The 16803-nt window shown below is 65.1% G+C and carries 14 protein-coding genes, 1 tRNA gene and 1 pseudogene; 10 read left to right on the top strand and 6 right to left on the bottom strand.

Features of this window, described 5'->3' with window-relative positions; translation table 11 throughout:
• The first annotated feature begins 114 nt into the window (after nucleotides 1-114).
• Complete coding sequence (locus tag ACW4E8_RS21600; protein WP_456806412.1) at nucleotides 115-489, top strand: VanZ family protein; 375 nt, start codon at nucleotides 115-117, stop codon at nucleotides 487-489.
• Here the strand turns inward: ACW4E8_RS21600 and ACW4E8_RS21595 are convergent.
• Nucleotides 464-1321 (bottom strand): 23S rRNA (adenine(2030)-N(6))-methyltransferase RlmJ, encoded by an 858-nt coding sequence (locus ACW4E8_RS21595; RefSeq protein WP_456806411.1) that lies wholly within the window; start codon nucleotides 1319-1321, stop codon nucleotides 464-466. The genes ACW4E8_RS21600 and ACW4E8_RS21595 overlap by 26 nt on opposite strands.
• A gap of 169 nt (nucleotides 1322-1490) precedes the next feature.
• Here ACW4E8_RS21595 and mnmC point away from each other — a divergent pair, with 169 nt between their 5' ends.
• The 7 genes from mnmC to ACW4E8_RS21560 all read left to right on the top strand — a co-directional run bounded on the left by mnmC (nucleotide 1491) and on the right by ACW4E8_RS21560 (nucleotide 11445).
• A complete protein-coding gene (gene mnmC / locus ACW4E8_RS21590) occupies nucleotides 1491-3464 on the top strand; it encodes a bifunctional tRNA (5-methylaminomethyl-2-thiouridine)(34)-methyltransferase MnmD/FAD-dependent 5-carboxymethylaminomethyl-2-thiouridine(34) oxidoreductase MnmC (RefSeq protein WP_456806410.1) in 1974 nt (657 codons plus the stop codon).
• A 230-nt stretch (nucleotides 3465-3694) separates the two neighbouring features.
• Entirely contained in the window at nucleotides 3695-5050 is a 1356-nt protein-coding gene (tig, locus tag ACW4E8_RS21585) for a trigger factor (RefSeq protein ID WP_456806409.1), read from the top strand.
• Nucleotides 5051-5152: 102 nt separating this feature from the next.
• The gene (clpP, locus tag ACW4E8_RS21580; protein ID WP_456806408.1) at nucleotides 5153-5803 is read left to right on the top strand and encodes an ATP-dependent Clp endopeptidase proteolytic subunit ClpP; all 651 of its coding nucleotides are present in this window, start codon (nucleotides 5153-5155) and stop codon (nucleotides 5801-5803) included.
• Nucleotides 5804-6033: 230 nt separating this feature from the next.
• On the top strand, nucleotides 6034-7311 hold the full coding sequence (gene clpX / locus ACW4E8_RS21575; protein ID WP_456806407.1) for an ATP-dependent Clp protease ATP-binding subunit ClpX: 1278 nt from the start codon (nucleotides 6034-6036) through the stop codon (nucleotides 7309-7311).
• Nucleotides 7312-7566: 255 nt separating this feature from the next.
• A complete protein-coding gene (lon, locus tag ACW4E8_RS21570) occupies nucleotides 7567-9978 on the top strand; it encodes an endopeptidase La (protein WP_456806406.1) in 2412 nt (803 codons plus the stop codon).
• 191 nt (nucleotides 9979-10169) lie between these two features.
• A tRNA-Val gene (locus ACW4E8_RS21565) sits at nucleotides 10170-10245 on the top strand.
• Nucleotides 10246-10449: 204 nt separating this feature from the next.
• A complete protein-coding gene (locus ACW4E8_RS21560; protein WP_456806405.1) occupies nucleotides 10450-11445 on the top strand; it encodes a site-specific integrase in 996 nt (331 codons plus the stop codon).
• Here ACW4E8_RS21560 and ACW4E8_RS21555 read toward each other — a convergent pair.
• Nucleotides 11411-11686 carry a helix-turn-helix domain-containing protein gene (locus ACW4E8_RS21555; RefSeq protein WP_456806404.1) on the bottom strand — a complete coding sequence of 92 codons (276 nt, stop codon included), beginning with the start codon at nucleotides 11684-11686 and terminating at the stop codon, nucleotides 11411-11413. The genes ACW4E8_RS21560 and ACW4E8_RS21555 overlap by 35 nt on opposite strands.
• Before the next feature lie 738 nt (nucleotides 11687-12424).
• On the opposite strand from ACW4E8_RS21555, the gene ACW4E8_RS21550 reads away from it, so the two are divergent.
• Together ACW4E8_RS21550 and ACW4E8_RS21545 are read left to right on the top strand one after the other, a co-directional pair.
• A complete protein-coding gene (locus ACW4E8_RS21550) occupies nucleotides 12425-12562 on the top strand; it encodes a hypothetical protein (RefSeq protein ID WP_456806403.1) in 138 nt (45 codons plus the stop codon).
• A 67-nt stretch (nucleotides 12563-12629) separates the two neighbouring features.
• Nucleotides 12630-13376 (top strand): annotated as a pseudogene (locus tag ACW4E8_RS21545) (CoA transferase); the annotation flags it as partial.
• On the opposite strand, the gene phnE reads toward ACW4E8_RS21545, so the two are convergent.
• From phnE to ACW4E8_RS21525, 4 genes are read right to left on the bottom strand one after another with little or no spacing between them, the layout of a single operon-like run.
• Complete coding sequence (phnE, locus tag ACW4E8_RS21540) at nucleotides 13367-14164, bottom strand: phosphonate ABC transporter, permease protein PhnE (RefSeq protein ID WP_456806402.1); 798 nt, start codon at nucleotides 14162-14164, stop codon at nucleotides 13367-13369. The pseudogene ACW4E8_RS21545 and the gene phnE overlap by 10 nt on opposite strands.
• A 3-nt stretch (nucleotides 14165-14167) precedes the next feature.
• A complete protein-coding gene (locus ACW4E8_RS21535) occupies nucleotides 14168-14989 on the bottom strand; it encodes a PhnE/PtxC family ABC transporter permease (protein ID WP_456806401.1) in 822 nt (273 codons plus the stop codon).
• Nucleotides 14986-15813 (bottom strand): phosphonate ABC transporter ATP-binding protein, encoded by an 828-nt coding sequence (locus ACW4E8_RS21530; protein ID WP_456806400.1) that lies wholly within the window; start codon nucleotides 15811-15813, stop codon nucleotides 14986-14988. The genes ACW4E8_RS21535 and ACW4E8_RS21530 overlap by 4 nt, the downstream gene beginning before the upstream one ends.
• On the bottom strand, nucleotides 15810-16673 hold the full coding sequence (locus ACW4E8_RS21525; protein WP_456806399.1) for a putative selenate ABC transporter substrate-binding protein: 864 nt from the start codon (nucleotides 16671-16673) through the stop codon (nucleotides 15810-15812). Before ACW4E8_RS21525 ends, ACW4E8_RS21530 begins: the two co-directional genes overlap by 4 nt.
• Nucleotides 16674-16803 lie beyond the last annotated feature (130 nt).

Below are 16803 nucleotides of genomic sequence, written 5' to 3'. Positions count from 1 at the left end.
CAACGAGGCTGCGGATTGTAGCGCAAGGCGCGGGGGGAATCCAGCCCTGCCGGGCGCTCCGGTGGCGGCGGCAAGCGGCAGGGATATATTGTCGGCTTTCCAGATGCCGCACACATGCCGATGATTGCCGTCCCGACCCTGACCCCGCTGCGCTGGCGCCTGCTGTTCTGGGGCTGCGCGGCAGCGGTGCTGGCGCTTTCGCTGATGCCGCCGACGCAGCCCCTGCCGACCACCGGCTGGGACAAGTCCAACCATATGCTGGCGTTCGCGGTGCTGGGCGTGCTGGGCCGGCGCGCCTACACCGGCCGTGGCTGGGCCGTATTGCTGGGGCTGGTGGCATACGGCGGGCTGATTGAACTGCTGCAGGGGCAGACCGGCTACCGTGAGGCCGACTGGCTCGACCTGCTGGCCGACAGCGTCGGCCTGGCCGCCGGCATGGCGCTGGACTGGCTGGTGCGCCGCCTCAGCTCTCCTCGGCTTCGAGCGTGAACTTTGCGCCGTCGTCCTGGCCCAGCAGGTCGGTCAGCACCGGCATGGCCTGCTGCAGCGATTCCTTCAGCCGCCACGGCGGGTTGACGATGAACATGCCGCTGCCGTGCAGGCCCAGGCCGCCGTCGACCGGATGCTTGACGGTCAGGGTCACGTGCAGCCAGCTCTGGAGCGGCAGGCCCTTGAGCTGCACCGGCAGCTGCACCGATTCACGCCGCTGCACCTGCGGGTACCAGACCGCATAGACGCCGGTGGCAAAGCGCTCCAGCCCGTCGCGGATGGTCTGCACGGTGCGGGCGTAGTCCTGCTTGTCCTCGTAGGAGGGGTCGACCAGCACCAGCGCGCGGCGCGGCGGCGGGGGCAGGATGGCCTTGATGCCGCCGAAGCCGTCGCCGTCGTACAGCATCACGCGGCGCCCGGCGCCGCGGAAGTTGTCGCGCAGCACCTGGATCTCGGTGCTGTGCAGCTCGAACAGCCGCAGCCGGTCGTGCTCGCGCAGCATCTGCCAGGCCAGCCAGGGCGAGCCGGGGTAGTGGCGCAGGTTGCCGTCCGGGTTGAGCGCGCGCACCTGGTCCAGGTATTCGTCCAGCATCGCCGGCAGCTGGGTGCCGCTGGCGGCGGCGCGCCACAGCGGCGCGATGCCGGTTTCGAATTCGGCCTTCTTCTGCGCGTAGGCGTGGTCCAGCGCATAGAGGCCGGCGCCGGCATGGGTGTCGATATACCAGAACGCCTTGTCCTTCTGCGCCAGGTGCTCGAGCAGTTGCACCACGACGGCGTGTTTGAGGACATCGGCATGGTTGCCGGCGTGGAAGGCGTGACGGTAGCTGAGCATGTGGAGCGGGGCGCCTGGGCGGCGCAAATCAAGGGGCAGGGCGGTGCGGTCTGCGGGAAGGCCGCTATGCTACCATCCGGCGCGAATTGCCAACCCCGGCCAACCCCGGCCCCTCCCACGCCCCGGCGAATCCGCCCGGGCATTTTGCTTCCGCCGAGTTTCCTGTCCCATGCCGCGCGCACTAGAGCCCGCCGAGCCCATCCTGTCTGCCGAAGGCATCCCGTATTCGCCCCGCTACGACGACGTCTACCACAGCACCGAAGGCGGGCTGGCGCAGGCCACCCATGTCTTCCTGGGCGGCAATGGTCTGCCGCAGGCGTGGGCCGGCCAGCGCCAATACGTCATTGCCGAGACCGGCTTCGGCCTGGGGCTGAATTTCCTGGCGACCTGGCAGGCGTGGCGTGACGATCCGCAGCGCTGCGGCACGCTGCATTTCATCTCGATCGAAAAGCATCCGTTCACCCGCGAAGGGCTGGCGCAGTTGCACGCCGGACTGGACGGGCTGCAGTCGCTGGCGCAGGCGCTGCAGGCGCAATGGCCGCTGCCGCTGCCGGGGCTGCACCGCCTGGCCTTCGACGGCGGGCGCGTGGTGCTGACGCTGGCGCTGGGCGATGTCGAGCAGATGCTGCCGCGGCTGGCGGCTGGCGTGGATGCCTTCTACCTGGACGGTTTCGCGCCGGCGCGCAATGCGCAGATGTGGTCGCCGCAGGTGTTCCGCGGACTGGCGCGGCTGGCCCGGCCAGGCGCCAGGCTGGCCACGTTTGCGGCCGCGGGCTTTGTGCGGCGCGGGCTCAAGGACGTCGGTTTCGAAGTCAGCAAGGTGCCCGGCTTTGGCGGCAAGTGGCACATGACCGTCGCGCGCTTTCGCCCGCAATGGAAAGCGCGCCGCCATGCGCCGCCGCTGGCGGCGCAATGGGCCGAGCGCCATGCCATCGTGATCGGCGCCGGCCTGGCCGGCTGCGCCGTGACCGAGCGGCTGGCCGCGCGCGGCTGGCGCGTGACGCTGTTCGATGGCCACGGCGGGCCGGCGCGGCAGACCTCGGCGCATCGCGCGGCGGCCATGCATGCGCACGTGTCCGCCGACGACAGCCTGCTGTCGCGGCTGTCGCGCGCCGGCAACCAGTACGCGCTGCGCGCCTGGGCGGCGCTGGCCGAGGCCGGCCATCCGGTCGGCTGGCATGGCTGCGGCGTGCTGCAGATCGGCGAGGACGAAGCCGAGGGCGAGGCCCAGCGCGCCGCGCTGGCGGCGATGGGCTTGCCGGAAGAATTCGTGCGCTGGATGAGCGCTGAAGAGGCGGCGGCGGCCCACCATGCCGGCGTGCCGCGTGGCGGCCTGTGGTTCCCGGAAGGCGGCTGGGTGGCACCGCCGGATATCTGCGCGGCGCAGCTGGCGTGTGCCGGCGATGCGGTGACGGCACGTTTCGGCTGCCGGGTTGCTGCAATCGCACGCGTCGACGGGCAATGGCAGGCGGTCGGGCAGGACGGTGAAGTGCTGGCATCGGCGCCGGTGCTGGTACTGGCCAGCGCACATGAGGCGCAGCAACTGCTGCCGCAGCAGCACTGGACCATGCGGCGCGTGCGCGGGCAGCTGACCACGCTGGGGTCGGCGCAGGTGGATGCGCTCGGCGGCTGGCCGGATTGCGTGGTGACCGGTGCCGGCTACCTGCTGCCGCGTGCCGCAGACGGCGCTGGCCGGGTCGGCTCCAGCTACGACGCCGACGAAGGCCCGCTGGTGGAGCAGCCGGCGGTCCACGCGGCCAACCTGGCGCGCCTGTCCGGTATGCTGCCGCGCCAGGCCGATGCCGTGGCCGCCATCGACCCCGCGACGCTCTCCGGCTATGTCGGCGTGCGCACGGTCACGCACAACCGGCTGCCGCTGGTCGGCCAGGTGCCCGATGAGGCCGCTGCACTGGCGCAGGCCGCATCGCTGCGCGGCGCGCACTTGCGTGACCTGCCGCGCATGCCCGGGCTCTACGCCGCCCTTGCATATGGGTCGCGCGGCCTCACCTGGGCTGCGCTGGCCGCTGAATTGCTGGCCAGCCAGATCGAGGGCGAGCCGCTGCCGCTGGAGTCGGACCTGGCCGATGCGGTGGATCCGGCACGCCTGCTGCTGCGCGCGCTGCGCCATGCGCAGACGGGATAGCGCGGCGGGGTCCGGCGGGCGGTTCCGGGCCCGTTCCGGGCAAAATCTGCCGGAAGCGAATGAAAACCGTGCGATAATCCCCGTTTTCCGTTTGCGCGGAGCTTCCCGTTCGCCGGTGCGCCGCCCCGGCCGTCCTGTCGTGACGGCGCCGTGGCGGTAAAGCGGGCGGTACATGCGCAAGCGGTAGCACCTACGAACACAACTACATTTTCTGGATTGGATCTACGACCATGTCGAACGTGATTGAGAACCTCGGCAAGCTGGACCGCAAGGTGACCCTGGCCATCCCCAAGGCCGAAGTGGAGAAGGAAAAGCAGGAGCGCCTGGTTCGCCTGTCGAAGACCGTGAAGATGTCGGGCTTCCGTCCGGGCAAGGTGCCGATGAAGATGGTCGAGAAGCAGTACGGCCAGCAGGTCGAGTTCGAAGTGCGCTTCGACAAGGCCGCACGCAAGTTCTTCGACATCACCAAGGAACAGGACGTCAAGGTTGCCGGCCAACCCAAGTTCGAGATCAAGAACGATGGCGTGGGCGAGGACGAAGTCGCATTCGACGCCACCTTCGAGGTGTACCCGGAAGTGACCATCGGCGACCTGTCGGCTGCCGAAGTCACCCGCACCGGCACTGAAATCACCGATGCCGAAGTCGACAAGACCATCGACATCCTGCGCAAGCAGCGCGTGCATTACCACGCCCGCGGCGAAGCCGGCGAGCATGGCGACGGCGGTGCCGACGTCGCGGCCCAGAATGGCGACCGCGTGACGCTGGACTTCGTCGGCAAGATCGAAGGTGAAGAGTTCGCCGGCGGCAAGGCCGAGGACTTCCCGTTCGTGCTGGGCGAAGGCCGCATGCTGCCCGAGTTCGAGCAGGCCGCGCTGGGCCTGAAGGTCGGCGAAAGCAAGACCTTCCCGCTGGCCTTCCCGGAGGACTACCACGGCAAGGAAGTGGCCGGCAAGACCGCCGAGTTCACGGTGACCCTGAAGAAGATCGAGTGGGCGCACCTGCCGGAAGTCAATGATGCCTTCGCCAAGTCGCTGGGCATCGCCGACGGCAGCGTCGAGAAGATGCGCGCCGACATCCGCGAGAACCTCGAGCGCGAAGTGAAGCGCCGCACGCACTCCATGCTGAAGGACCAGGTCATGGAAGCGCTGCTGAAGGCCAGCGAGCTGGACGTGCCCAAGGCCCTGATCGAGCAAGACCAGGAACGCCTGGTGGAAATGGCCCGCCGCGACCTGGAGCAGCGTGGCATGCCCAACGCCAAGGACATGCCGATCCCGGCCGAGATGTTCGCGCAGCAAGCAGAGCGCCGCGTCAAGCTGGGCCTGATCCTGGCCGAGATCGTCAAGGCCAACGGCCTGGAAGCCAAGGCTGACCAGATCAAGGCCGAGATCGAGGACTTCGCCAAGAGCTACGAAGACCCGAAGGAAGTCATGCGCTGGTACTACGGCGACCAACAGCGCCTGGCCGAAATGGAAGCCTACGTGCTCGAAAACAACGTGGTAAATTTCGTGTGCGGCAAGGCCAAGGTCACCGACAAGAAGGTGTCCTTCGAGGAACTCACCGCCGAAGGCAACCAGCAGCAAGCCTGAGGCCGGAAGTGACCCGCAGCCCCGCGCCACGGCGTGGGGCGGGGCAACTTCCCGAGTTACCCCGGATTGCCTTGCGATCCGACGAATCCATGGAGAACATGCATGACCCGCAATGATTTGCTTGACCGTCTCGCCACCACGCAGGCTTCGGCACTGGAAACCCAGGGCCTGGGGCTGGTGCCGATGGTCGTCGAGCAGTCCGGCCGGGGCGAGCGCGCCTATGACATCTACTCGCGCCTGCTGAAGGAGCGCGTGGTGTTCATGGTGGGCGAGGTCAACGACCAGACCGCCAACCTGGTGGTGGCCCAGCTGCTGTTCCTCGAGAGCGAGAACCCCGACAAGGACGTGTCGCTGTACATCAACTCGCCGGGCGGTTCCGTATCGGCGGGGCTGGCGATCTACGACACCATGCAGTTCATCAAGCCGGACGTGTCCACGCTGTGCATGGGCATGGCGGCAAGCATGGGCGCGTTCCTGCTGGCGGCTGGCGCCAAGGGCAAGCGTTCGGCGCTGCCCAACTCGCGCATCATGATCCACCAGCCGCTGGGCGGCGCGCGCGGCCAGGCCTCGGATATCGAGATCCAGGCGCGCGAGATCCTGTACCTGCGCGAGCGGCTCAACACCATCCTGTCCGAGGTGACGGGCCAGCCGGCCGAGAAGATTGCGCGCGACACCGATCGCGACAACTTCATGAGCGGCGACCAGGCGGTTGACTACGGCCTGATCGACAAGGTCCTCGCCCGCCGCGGCTGATGCAGCGGGCCGCCGTGGCGCAATCCGCAGCGGCGGCCGGCCAGGCTGGTACGGGCTCAAATGGCGAAGGCTACACCGGAACGAGGCCCCGAGCCTCGTTTTTTGCTTTTGCCCCACAGCCGGGGGGAACCGCCGGTGGTGCCAATTGTTTTGGCGTATGATGCGTTGAAGCGTATCGCCGGGGAGCCTTTCGCCCCGCGGTGTGCGCACTGCAAAAGTGACTGATTCCTATGGCGGACAAAAAAGGTTCATCCAGCGAAAAGCTTCTGTACTGCTCCTTCTGCGGCAAGAGCCAGCATGAGGTCAAGAAGCTGATTGCCGGCCCGTCGGTGTTCATCTGCGACGAATGCATCGACCTGTGCAATGAGATCATTCGCGACGAGGCCACGGCATCCGAGAAAGACGCCGCTGCGGCCGCGCGCTCGGACCTCCCCACGCCCCACGAGATCCGCGAAAGCCTGGACCAGTATGTGATTGGCCAGGAACAGGCCAAGAAGATCCTGGCCGTGGCGGTCTACAACCACTACAAGCGCCTGAAGCACCTCGGCAAGAAGGACGATGTCGAGCTGTCCAAGAGCAACATCCTGCTGATCGGGCCGACCGGCTCGGGCAAGACGCTGCTCGCGCAGACACTGGCGCGCCTGCTCAACGTGCCGTTCGTGATCGCCGACGCGACCACGCTGACCGAAGCCGGCTACGTGGGCGAGGACGTCGAGAACATCATCCAGAAGCTGCTGCAGAACTGCAACTACGAAGTCGAGAAGGCGCAGCGCGGCATCGTCTACATCGATGAGATCGACAAGATCTCGCGCAAGTCCGACAACCCGTCGATCACCCGCGACGTGTCGGGCGAGGGCGTGCAGCAGGCACTGCTCAAGCTGGTCGAAGGCACCATGGCATCGGTGCCGCCGCAGGGTGGCCGCAAGCATCCGAACCAGGACTTCCTGCAGGTGGACACGACCAACATCCTGTTCATCTGCGGCGGCGCCTTCGATGGCCTGGAGAAGGTCATCATGCAGCGCTCGGACAAGACCGGCATCGGCTTTGCCGCGCAGGTCAAGAGCAAGGAAGAGCGCGAGGCCAGCGAAGTGCTGCCGCAGACCGAGCCGGAAGACCTGATCAAGTTCGGCCTGATCCCCGAACTGATCGGCCGCCTGCCGGTGGTCGCCACGCTGTCCAAGCTGGACGAGGCCGCGCTGATGCAGATCCTGGTCGAGCCCAAGAACGCGCTGGTCAAGCAATACCAGAAGCTGCTGGCAATGGAAGGCGTCGAGCTGGAAATCCGCCCGGGTGCGCTGAGCGCCATCGCCCGCAAGGCGATCCGCCGCAAGACCGGGGCCCGCGGCCTGCGTTCGATCCTGGAGCAGTCGCTGATGGACGTCATGTACGACCTGCCCAACTACAAGGGCGTGCAGAAGGTGGTGATCGATGAAAATACGATCAACGGCGATGCACCTCCGCTGCTGATGTACGAAGAGCAGCAGCCCAAAGTAGCGGGGTCCAACTGACGCGAGGGCTGCCAGACGTGGTAAGTGGTCGGGACCACACCGGCAGCTAGGCGGAAAGGCCGTTCGCGTAGAAGCGAGCGGCTTTTTTTGTTTATTTCTACCGACGAGAGGGAGGAAACGCGGGTATGCTGTTTCAGAGGGGCCAGCAAGTGCAGGGAGCGGCATCTGCCTGCCTTGATGAATCGATTGGCACGTATCTTGTAATCGATTCGGGCGGCCCAACTTACGCCTTAAATGACTGACTTGGGGAAAATGATGTCCGGAACACAACTCCTCCCGGCCGAGCCGATTCGCCTCCCACTGTTGCCGCTGCGCGACGTGGTGGTGTTTCCGCACATGGTGATCCCGCTGTTCGTGGGACGTCCGAAGTCCATCAAGGCGCTTGAGACTGCGATGGAGGCGGGCAAGAGCATCATGCTCGTGGCCCAGAAGACGGCGGCCAAGGACGAGCCGACCGCCGACGACCTGTATGAGGTCGGCTGCATCGCCAATATCCTGCAAATGCTGAAACTGCCCGACGGTACCGTGAAGGTGCTGGTCGAGGGTACCCAGCGCGCGAATATCCGCGAGGTGAGCGAGGACGAATCGCACTTCATGTGCGAAGCCGTGCCCGTGCCGCCCGCACCTGGCGAAAGCGCCGAGACCGAGGCCCTGCGCCGCGCGATCGTGTCGCAATTCGACCAGTACGTGAAGCTCAACAAGAAGATCCCGCCCGAGATCCTGACCTCGCTGTCAGGGATCGACGAGGCAGGCCGCCTGGCGGACACCATCGCCGCGCACCTGCCGATCAAGCTCGAGCAGAAGCAGAAGATCCTGGAGATGGTCAATGTGACCGAGCGCCTGGAAAGCCTGCTGTCGCAGCTCGAGGGCGAGATCGACATCCTCCAGGTTGAAAAGCGCATCCGTGGCCGCGTCAAGCGCCAGATGGAAAAGAGCCAGCGCGAGTACTACCTGAACGAGCAGGTCAAGGCCATCCAGAAGGAACTGGGCGAGGGCGAAGAAGGCGCCGACCTGGAAGAACTCGACAAGCGCATCAAGGCTGCGCGCATGCCGAAGGAAGCCAAGAAGAAGGCCGACGCCGAATTCAAGAAGCTCAAGCTGATGTCGCCGATGTCGGCCGAAGCCACGGTCGTGCGCAACTACATCGACACGCTGGTGAACCTGCCGTGGCGCAAGAAGAGCAAGGTCAACAACGACCTGGCCAACGCCGAACGCGTGCTGGATGAAGACCACTACGGCCTGGAGAAGGTCAAGGAACGCATTCTCGAGTACCTCGCAGTGCAACAGCGCGTAGACAAGCTGAAGGCGCCTATCCTCTGCCTGGTCGGGCCTCCCGGCGTGGGCAAGACCTCGCTCGGCCAGTCGGTGGCGCGCGCCACGAACCGCAAGTTCGTGCGCATGGCACTGGGCGGCGTGCGTGACGAGGCCGAGATCCGCGGCCACCGCCGTACCTACATCGGCTCGATGCCGGGCAAGATCCTGCAGAGCCTGTCCAAGGTCGGCGTGCGCAATCCGCTCTTCCTGCTCGACGAGATCGACAAGATGGGCATGGATTTCCGCGGCGATCCGTCGTCGGCGCTGCTCGAGGTGCTGGACCCGGAACAGAACCACACGTTCCAGGACCACTACATCGAAGTGGACTTCGACCTGTCCGACGTGATGTTCGTGGCGACGTCGAACTCGCTCAACATCCCGCCGCCGCTGCTCGACCGCATGGAAGTGATCCGCCTGTCGGGTTACACCGAGGACGAGAAGGTCAATATCGCGCAGCGCTACCTGCTGCCCAAGCAGATCAAGAACAATGGTCTGAAGGCAGGCGAGATCGAGGTTGCCGAAAGCGCGGTCCGCGACATCATCCGCTACTACACGCGTGAGGCGGGTGTGCGTTCGCTGGAACGCGAGGTCTCCAAGATCGCCCGCAAGGTGGTCAAGCTGCTGCTGCTGAAGAAAGAGTCGGGCACGATCAAGGTCGATTCCGAGAACCTGGACAAATTCCTTGGCGTGCGCAAGTACGACTTCGGCCTGGCCGGCAAGGAAAACCAGGTGGGCCAGGTGACCGGCCTGGCGTGGACCGAGGTGGGCGGCGACCTGCTGACCATCGAAGCCGCGATCATGCCGGGCAAGGGCAACATCACGCGTACCGGTTCGCTGGGCGATGTGATGAAGGAGTCGGTGGAAGCCGCGCGTTCGGTGGTGCGTTCGCGGGCACGTCGCCTGGGTATCACGGATGAGATGTTCGAGAAGCGCGACATCCACATCCACGTGCCCGAAGGCGCCACGCCCAAGGACGGCCCGTCGGCAGGCGGTGCGATGACCACCGCGCTGGTGTCGGTGCTGACCGGCATCCCGGTGCGCGCGGATGTCGCCATGACCGGCGAGATCACGCTGCGCGGCGAGGTGCTGCCGATCGGCGGCCTGAAGGAAAAGCTGCTGGCGGCCCACCGGGGCGGCATCAAGCTGGTGCTGATCCCGGAGGAAAACGTCAAGGATCTGGCCGAGATCCCGGACAACGTGAAGAACGCCATCGAGATCGTGCCGGTCCGCTGGATCGACAAGGTGCTGGAACTGGCGCTCGAGCGCAAGCCCGAGCCGTTGCCGGAAGAAGACGCCAAGCCCGCCGATGTGGCGGACAAGGCGGCGGCCAAGGTTGAGCGTCTGCATCACTGACGCAGCTTTGGCCGCATGAATGAAACGCCGCAGGGCAGCGATGCCCGGCGGCGTTTTTTTTGCGCGCGCAGGTCTTGGCAAACTGAAATCACCTGTATTACACTTGCGCCCTCGCAACGCAAACCACGGCAACTGCCGCGAGGTGCGGAGCGATCAGCAAGTTGCAGGCAGCCAGCCTGCGATGGTCGAGCGGGTGCTTAGCTCAGTTGGTAGAGCGGCGCCCTTACAAGGCGTAGGTCGGGGGTTCGAGCCCCTCAGCACCCACCACCGCTCGACTAACAAAATCAAGGACTTAGAGCGATCTAAGTCCTTTTTTGTTGGCATTTTACCTCCCTCCAGCCGAGCCTAAGAGAGGCTCTACCAACCAGAAAGAACCTTCTACCAGCCGCACGGGCAGGGGTACTTGAGAAGCCCCTGTATCTCACCTTTGCCAGCGAGCACGAAGGCGACGAGTACGCGGCGAAGCTTGAAGTGCTGCTGGAGCGCGGGATTGTGCCGGCAGAGTTCAAGCCGGAATCCCGCATCGTCAGGCTCGTCCAACTGGTGCGGGCATACGAGATGGAGGCACACCCAAGCGTCAAGGATCAGGGCGCGCTGAAGGCCTGCGTCAAACGTTGGGGCGACACAGCACTGCCGAAGATCGATGCGAAATGGGTTGACCGCATCATCGCGGAGATGAAGCGCGTAGAAAAGCTGGCGCCGGCTTCGATCCGAGCCCGCATCGGCGCACTGGCGCGAGCGGCCGACTGGGGCATGCGCAAGGGCCATCTCACGATGCCGGACCATCCTTTCCGCACCTTGCCAGATGGCTATGCTCAGTACAGCAAGGCAGACGCCGCAGCGGCTGGGGTCAAGCGCGAGGATATCGAGCGTGATCGACGGCTCGAGCCAGGTGAGTATGAACGCATCCTGGCCGTGATCGATGGCGGGGTGCTTGCGCGCAAACAGCGGCCGCTGATGATTGAAGATCCCCATGCGCACCGGGTGTTGTTCATTTTGGCCGTCGAATCCGCGATGCGCCTCTCTGAGATGTACACCATGTGGGAAGATCAGGTGGACTTGAAGCGGCGCACTGTGTTTTTAGACAAAACGAAGAATGGTGATAAGCGACAGGTGCCGCTGACCAGTGTCGCAGTGAAACTGCTCGAAGATTACCTCCCGACCCGTGAAATACCCGATGCACACTCAAAGGGCTTGATATTCCCTTGGTGGAGTGGGGATCGTGCCCCCAAGGCGCGTGCAAAAATCTCTGATTACCTCTCGAAGCGGTATCTGGATATCTTCCAACAGGCGGGGTACACGGACCTCAAATTCCACGACCTGAGGCACGAAGCAGTGAGCCGGCTTTTCGAGAAGACAACGCTTTCCGAGAGCCAGATCATGAAGATCAGCGGCCACAAGAGCCACCGCATGATGATGCGCTACGCTAACCTCAGAGGGTCCGACTTGGCCGCAGCGCTTTGGTGACATTGCGCGTCCGACGGCTGGACAGCCGGTCGGCCGTTTGGAAGATGATGAGTTTCTCGGCGTAGTCCAGCACGTCACGGGTCATCATCACCCAAGCGCGTCCGACCTTGCCGGCGGGGATGGCCCCCGATCGGATCAGGTCTTCCACTGTCTTGGGATGGACGTGGAGGATCTCGGCGGCCCCCAAGATGCCGACCGTGGGTGCCATGCTGACGGCGTCAGATGAGGACGTCATTTTCATACGCTACTCCAGTTGAGCCAGCCGGTGTACACAACGCCGCGGACTAGCCGACCCGTTGCCAACAGCCGAAATATGGCCTAGAGCGCGCCGTCGTTCGCGAGGCCCCCAGAGAGCAAGATCCCCGATCTCGATACGACGGTAGCCGGCCGCAGTGACCAGGTTTGCTGCAGCATGAAGCAATGATCGCTGTCATGGGTAATCACGGAAACTCACTGGAGCGTGCAGCGGCGTACCGAGGAACAAGTAGCTACGGGGAGGGGTTTCGATGATGCACCTACCGCAATCTGCGGGGCAGGTGGCCGCTTTATCGGCCGACAATGAGCGGGCAATGGTTCCAAATGGTTCAGTACATCGCTGGAGTGTTGTGTCGGCATCTGCGCTGAGAGCGCCGCTGGCGGCGCCAGACGGGAAACAGGGGCCCCAATCTTCAAGCGCCGGCACCAGCCTCTCAGCCTCGATACGCAGCTCCGTCCCGTCCAAAGGCACACAGGCCAGCCGCATCGCGCTTGTCTTGTCGATGCCGGATTTTGACGCTCGTCACGATCGCCACTTTGTCTTGAATCGTAATTGCATCTCCTTGCCTAGCGCGGCAAAGGATAGTCCCGGTGCCATTGAGCGCATCATCCGATTTACAAGCTGTGCTTGAAGGAGATTCAATTTCGCACCGCGCGTCCACGGCGGACCGGCACCTAAGATGCTCTCGCATTCCGCAACGATTTCGTCGAGAGGAGCCGCATCGTGTTTTGGACCATCAGCTGCATCGACAAGCCAGATTCGGCCGCCCTCACGGAAAAGCCGCATACCACCTATAGCCAGTCTCTGGACGACTGGAACGACAAGATTCTCTCCTCGGATACGAAACAAAGCGAACGGTAAGGCTTCGCTTGTTTCTTCATCCTAAACGTGACGAGCCGTTGGGACGCCGGCCGGCGCCCGGCTTGGCGGCGACGCTGTGGTGCTCATGGCGCGCAACCCTCGCCTGGTCTACGGTCGCATGACCGGCTGGGGCCAGACTGGACCGATGGCGCATGTCGCCGGCCACGACAACAACTATATCTCGCTCTCCGGCGCGCTCTACTACAACGGCACCCCCGCGGAGCCGCCCTCGTCGGCCATCACGGCAAATGGCGACATCGGCGGCGGTGCGTTGTATCTGGCCGTAGGCATCCTGGCGGGCCTCCTCAAGGGACGCGAAACCGGCAGGGGCACCGTTGTGGACGCGGCGATTGTCGACGGCTCGGCCCATATGCTGCAGCTTCTGCTTGCGACCCGCAAGGCTGGCCTGGTGGTCGGAAAGCGAGGCGAGAACGTTCACGACAGCTCGCATTTCTATGCCACCTAGCGCTGCGCGGACGGGAATTTCGTCACCGTGGGGGCGCTCGATCCACAGTTCTATGCCCTGCTGCTGGAGAAGCTGGGCCTGCAGGACTTGCCGCAGTTTGCGGGTCAGTGGGACCGCAAACGGTGGCGGGTGTTGCATCGCCATTTCACCGAGATCTTCGCCGGCCGCACGCGTGAAGAATGGTGTGCCTTGCTGGAAGGCACACGCCGAGGTGGGGGCAAGGCTGACACTGGCGCTGGCACACGTGGGGCGCGGGGCGGGCGCAGCGTAACCGCTTGGGAAAGAAAGGCCTTGTCTCCCTCCGGCATGCCACGCCTTTTTCTGGCCAGCCACGGGGGTCAAGCGTGAACCATGACCCAATCACGGCGCATGAATGCGCTCGCCGCGTCGACCAGTGCCGCAAGGACGAGCATGGCGATGATGACGGTGCAGGCCTGCGCCAGATGAAAGAGGGAGAGTTCGAAGTACAGCATCTGCCCAAGCCCGCCAGCGCCGACGAAGCCGAGGATCGCCGCCATGCGGATATTTGTCTCCCATCGATACAGGGTGTAAGCCAGGAACTGCGGTTGGACGCAGGGGAGCGTGCCATACAGGAAGGCCAGGGCGGGGGACGCCCCGGTTGCCAGCAGCGACTGTGCCGGCGCGGCCGGCGCATTCTCCAGTGCTTCGGCGAACAGGCGGCCAAGCACGCCGGCGGTGTGCAAGGCCAGGGCAAGGGTGCCGGCAAATGGTCCGAGGCCCACGGCCAGCACGGTGAGGACCGCCCACACCAGCTCGGGCACCGAGCGCAACAGGTTCAGCACCAGCCGTGACAGCGCCTTCAGCGCAGCGCCATGCCGGCCGGAGGCAGGTAACGCCAGGACCAGGCCAAGGACCGCCGCGCACAAGGTGCCAACGGCAGACATCGCGAGCGTTTCGAGCATGCCCCTCGCTGTCCTGGCAAGAAAGCCGGCCGACAGGTCGGGGGGAAAGAAGGATTGCAGGAAGCGCAGCATCTCGCCGGCCGCGTCCATGGAGAAGAGCCGGCCAAGATTGAGCGAGAGATAAGCGAAGCTGGCCGACACCACCAGCACCACGGCGATCAGGGTGAACAGGCAGCTCAAGCAGAGCTGGGCGGCGCTGGTCTTGTTTGCCATGATTTACGCCAGCAGTTTGCGCAGCCGGGCGCTGACCGCATCCGCCAGCAGGACCAGCAGCAGGAAGACAAGCAGGATCGTCGCGGCTTCACCGCCATTGAGCAGTTTCATCGCCTGGTCCATCAATTGGCCGAGCCCACCGGCGCCGACGAAGCCCATCACCACCGAGGCCCGGATCGCGCACTCCCAGCGATAGACCGTGTAGGAAACCAGCTCCTGCGCCGCATTCGGCAGCAGCCCATAGAGCAGCGCCACCAGGCGCCCGCTGCCGCCGGCGAGGAGCGCGTCCACTGCGCGCCTGTCGCTGGACTCGAGGATTTCCGCATAGACCTTCGTCAGCATGCCGCCATAGGTGATGGCAAGTGCCAACACGCCAGCCGCAGGCCCCAGTCCCAGGGCGCGCACGAAGAGCAGGGCCCAGACCAGCTCGGGCACCCCGCGCAGCAGGAGCACAAGGGCGCGCACGCCGACGCGCAATGCCATGCGCGGCTTGCGGGCGGGGCCAGGTCCGATGCGGGAGATCGACAGGCTGTTCGTCATCGCTACGGCAAGCGGCGTGGCAACGACGAAGGCGAGGGCAATTCCCGCAGTGGCGATCGCCAGTGTCTCCAGCGTGGCCTTGACCACGTAGCCGAGAAACTCGGCCGAAACCTCAGGGGGAAGAAAGTTGCGCAAAAAGCGCCCCATCACCTTCAGGTTTCCGGCTTCGAACAGCGCCGACGGACTGAACTGGGAAAGCCTTAGCAAGGGCCACAGCAGAAGCAGCGCAACGACCAGGCCGCTCGCCCGGCGCAGCGCCTGCGGATCGCGCGGGTGGGCGGTCATCGGCACGCCGATTTGGGCCGGTCGCCGCCAGCCGATAAGGCGGCCATGAGCAGCGGCTCGCGGCCGTGCACCGGCGGCGACTCGCTTTCGGAGGCATAAAGCTCTCGCAGCAGGACATCGGTGACGCGTTCGGCCGGCAGGTCGAAGGCGATCGCGCCTGACCTGAGCCCCACGATGCGGGGAAACCAGCGCAAGGCCAGATCTACCGCGTGCAGGCTGGCGACCAGGGTCGCTGTCCGCGTCGCCGCTTCCTTGCACAGCTCGCCCAGTGTGAGGTTGGCCAGCACAGGGTCCATCGCCGAGACGGGCTCGTCCGCCAGGATCAGCTCGGGGCGCTGGTATAGCACGCGAGCGACGCCTACCCGCTGGAGCTGGCCCCCGGACAGTTGATCGCAACGGTCGAACAGGCGGTCGGCCAGATCGAGGCGGGCGAGCTGTTCGGTGGCGCCGGCGAGGTCAGCCGGGTAGGCCAGGGACAGCATCGACTTCCATGCTGGCCAGACGCCCAGGCGGCCGGCCAGGATAGCGGTGACGACGCGCTGCCGTGGTGGCATTGGCGGCGCCTGGTGCACCATGCCGATGGTGCAGCGCAAGCGCCGCAGGCGTCCGGCGGACAGCGCCCAGGGGCTTTGCTCCAGCACCTCGACGCGGCCCTCGCTTGGCCGCAGCGCTGTTGCCAGCAAACGCAGCAAGGTGGTCTTGCCGGCTCCCGATGGGCCGATGACGGCGATGCGTTCGCCGCGGCCCCCGGCGAGCGTCAGTTGGCTGAGCGCACACTGTCCGTTGGGATAGCGGATGCTGGCGGTCTCGATGCGGAAGCTCACTTGATCAGGCCCGCGCCACGCGCCGCAGCCTCGATGTCCGCGTAGTTCTCCGGCCGGGTGGTGATGAATTTGGACGTCCGCTGCAATGCCATGATCTCCCGCTGTTCGGGGTTGCTCGGGTCAAGCCGGAGGAAGGCCTCGGTCAGCTTCTTGCGCAGGGCCGGATCGAGACCGCCGCGTACGGTCCAGTTGTAGTCGTAATAGGGCGGCGTGACGGCGAACACCCTGACCTTGTCGGTATCAACCTTTTTCTGCTCCACCAGCTTGTCCCAGACCGAGGCATTGAGGACGCCGGCGTCGGCCCGGCCGGCCTGGACGAAGGCGACCGTCGCATCGTGGGCGCCTGAATAGGCGACGGTCTTGAAGTCCTTGTCCGGATCGATGCCGGCCTGCAACAGGAAATGCCGCGGCATCAGGTGGCCGGAAGTCGAAGACGGCGAACCGAAGGCGAAGGTGCGGCCCTTCAGGTCCGCCAGGGATTTGATCGTCTTGTCGGCGGTGATGAATTTACTGGTGAAGGCGGCATCTTCCTGCCGCTGGACGATGGGGATGGTCGCCCCATTCGTGCGGATCTTGCTCTGCACGTAGGTGAAACCGCCCAGCCAGGCCATGTCGATCTTGCCCGTTGCCAGCGACTCCACCACGGCAGCGTAGTCCGTGACCGGCACGAACTCCACCTTCATGCCAGTTTCCTTTTCCAGGTATTTGCCCAGCGGCGCGAACTTGCGCTGCAATTCGGTCGGTGCCTCATCGGGGATGGCCGACACCTTGAGCACCGGCTGGGCGCTGGCAAGACCGACCACGCCCAGCAGGCCAAGGATGGAAAGGCGCTTCAGGGTGCGCAAGAGAATAGGGAGCATAGTGGGGAAGGATTCAGGGTTGGCACGGCAATGGTGGGGACGGGCGGCCGTCGCTGGTCTCGATGCCTACCAGCGGCGCGGGCCCGGAAGTACTTCGAATTGCCTCGAAGTCTTGAGGATCTCCGACAGC

The organism is Cupriavidus sp. CP313 (assembly GCF_054072015.1).
The sequence above is the reverse complement of the archived record's forward strand: the minus strand, read 5'-3'. Positions and strand labels throughout refer to the sequence as shown.

Excerpts from the sequence above, each read along its gene's own strand:
- tig (WP_456806409.1), top strand. The coding sequence starts at position 3,695 with ATGTCGAACGTGATTGAGAACCTCGGCAAGCTGGACCGCAAGGTGACC.
- ACW4E8_RS21555 (WP_456806404.1), bottom strand. The coding sequence starts at position 11,686 with ATGAAAATGACGTCCTCATCTGACGCCGTCAGCATGGCACCCACGGTC.
- phnE (WP_456806402.1), bottom strand. The coding sequence starts at position 14,164 with ATGGCAAACAAGACCAGCGCCGCCCAGCTCTGCTTGAGCTGCCTGTTC.
- ACW4E8_RS21525 (WP_456806399.1), bottom strand. The coding sequence starts at position 16,673 with ATGCTCCCTATTCTCTTGCGCACCCTGAAGCGCCTTTCCATCCTTGGC.
- clpP (WP_456806408.1), top strand. The coding sequence starts at position 5,153 with ATGACCCGCAATGATTTGCTTGACCGTCTCGCCACCACGCAGGCTTCG.
- ACW4E8_RS21535 (WP_456806401.1), bottom strand. The coding sequence starts at position 14,989 with ATGACCGCCCACCCGCGCGATCCGCAGGCGCTGCGCCGGGCGAGCGGC.
- ACW4E8_RS21600 (WP_456806412.1), top strand. The coding sequence starts at position 115 with ATGCCGATGATTGCCGTCCCGACCCTGACCCCGCTGCGCTGGCGCCTG.
- clpX (WP_456806407.1), top strand. The coding sequence starts at position 6,034 with ATGGCGGACAAAAAAGGTTCATCCAGCGAAAAGCTTCTGTACTGCTCC.
- mnmC (WP_456806410.1), top strand. The coding sequence starts at position 1,491 with ATGCCGCGCGCACTAGAGCCCGCCGAGCCCATCCTGTCTGCCGAAGGC.
- lon (WP_456806406.1), top strand. The coding sequence starts at position 7,567 with ATGTCCGGAACACAACTCCTCCCGGCCGAGCCGATTCGCCTCCCACTG.
- ACW4E8_RS21595 (WP_456806411.1), bottom strand. The coding sequence starts at position 1,321 with ATGCTCAGCTACCGTCACGCCTTCCACGCCGGCAACCATGCCGATGTC.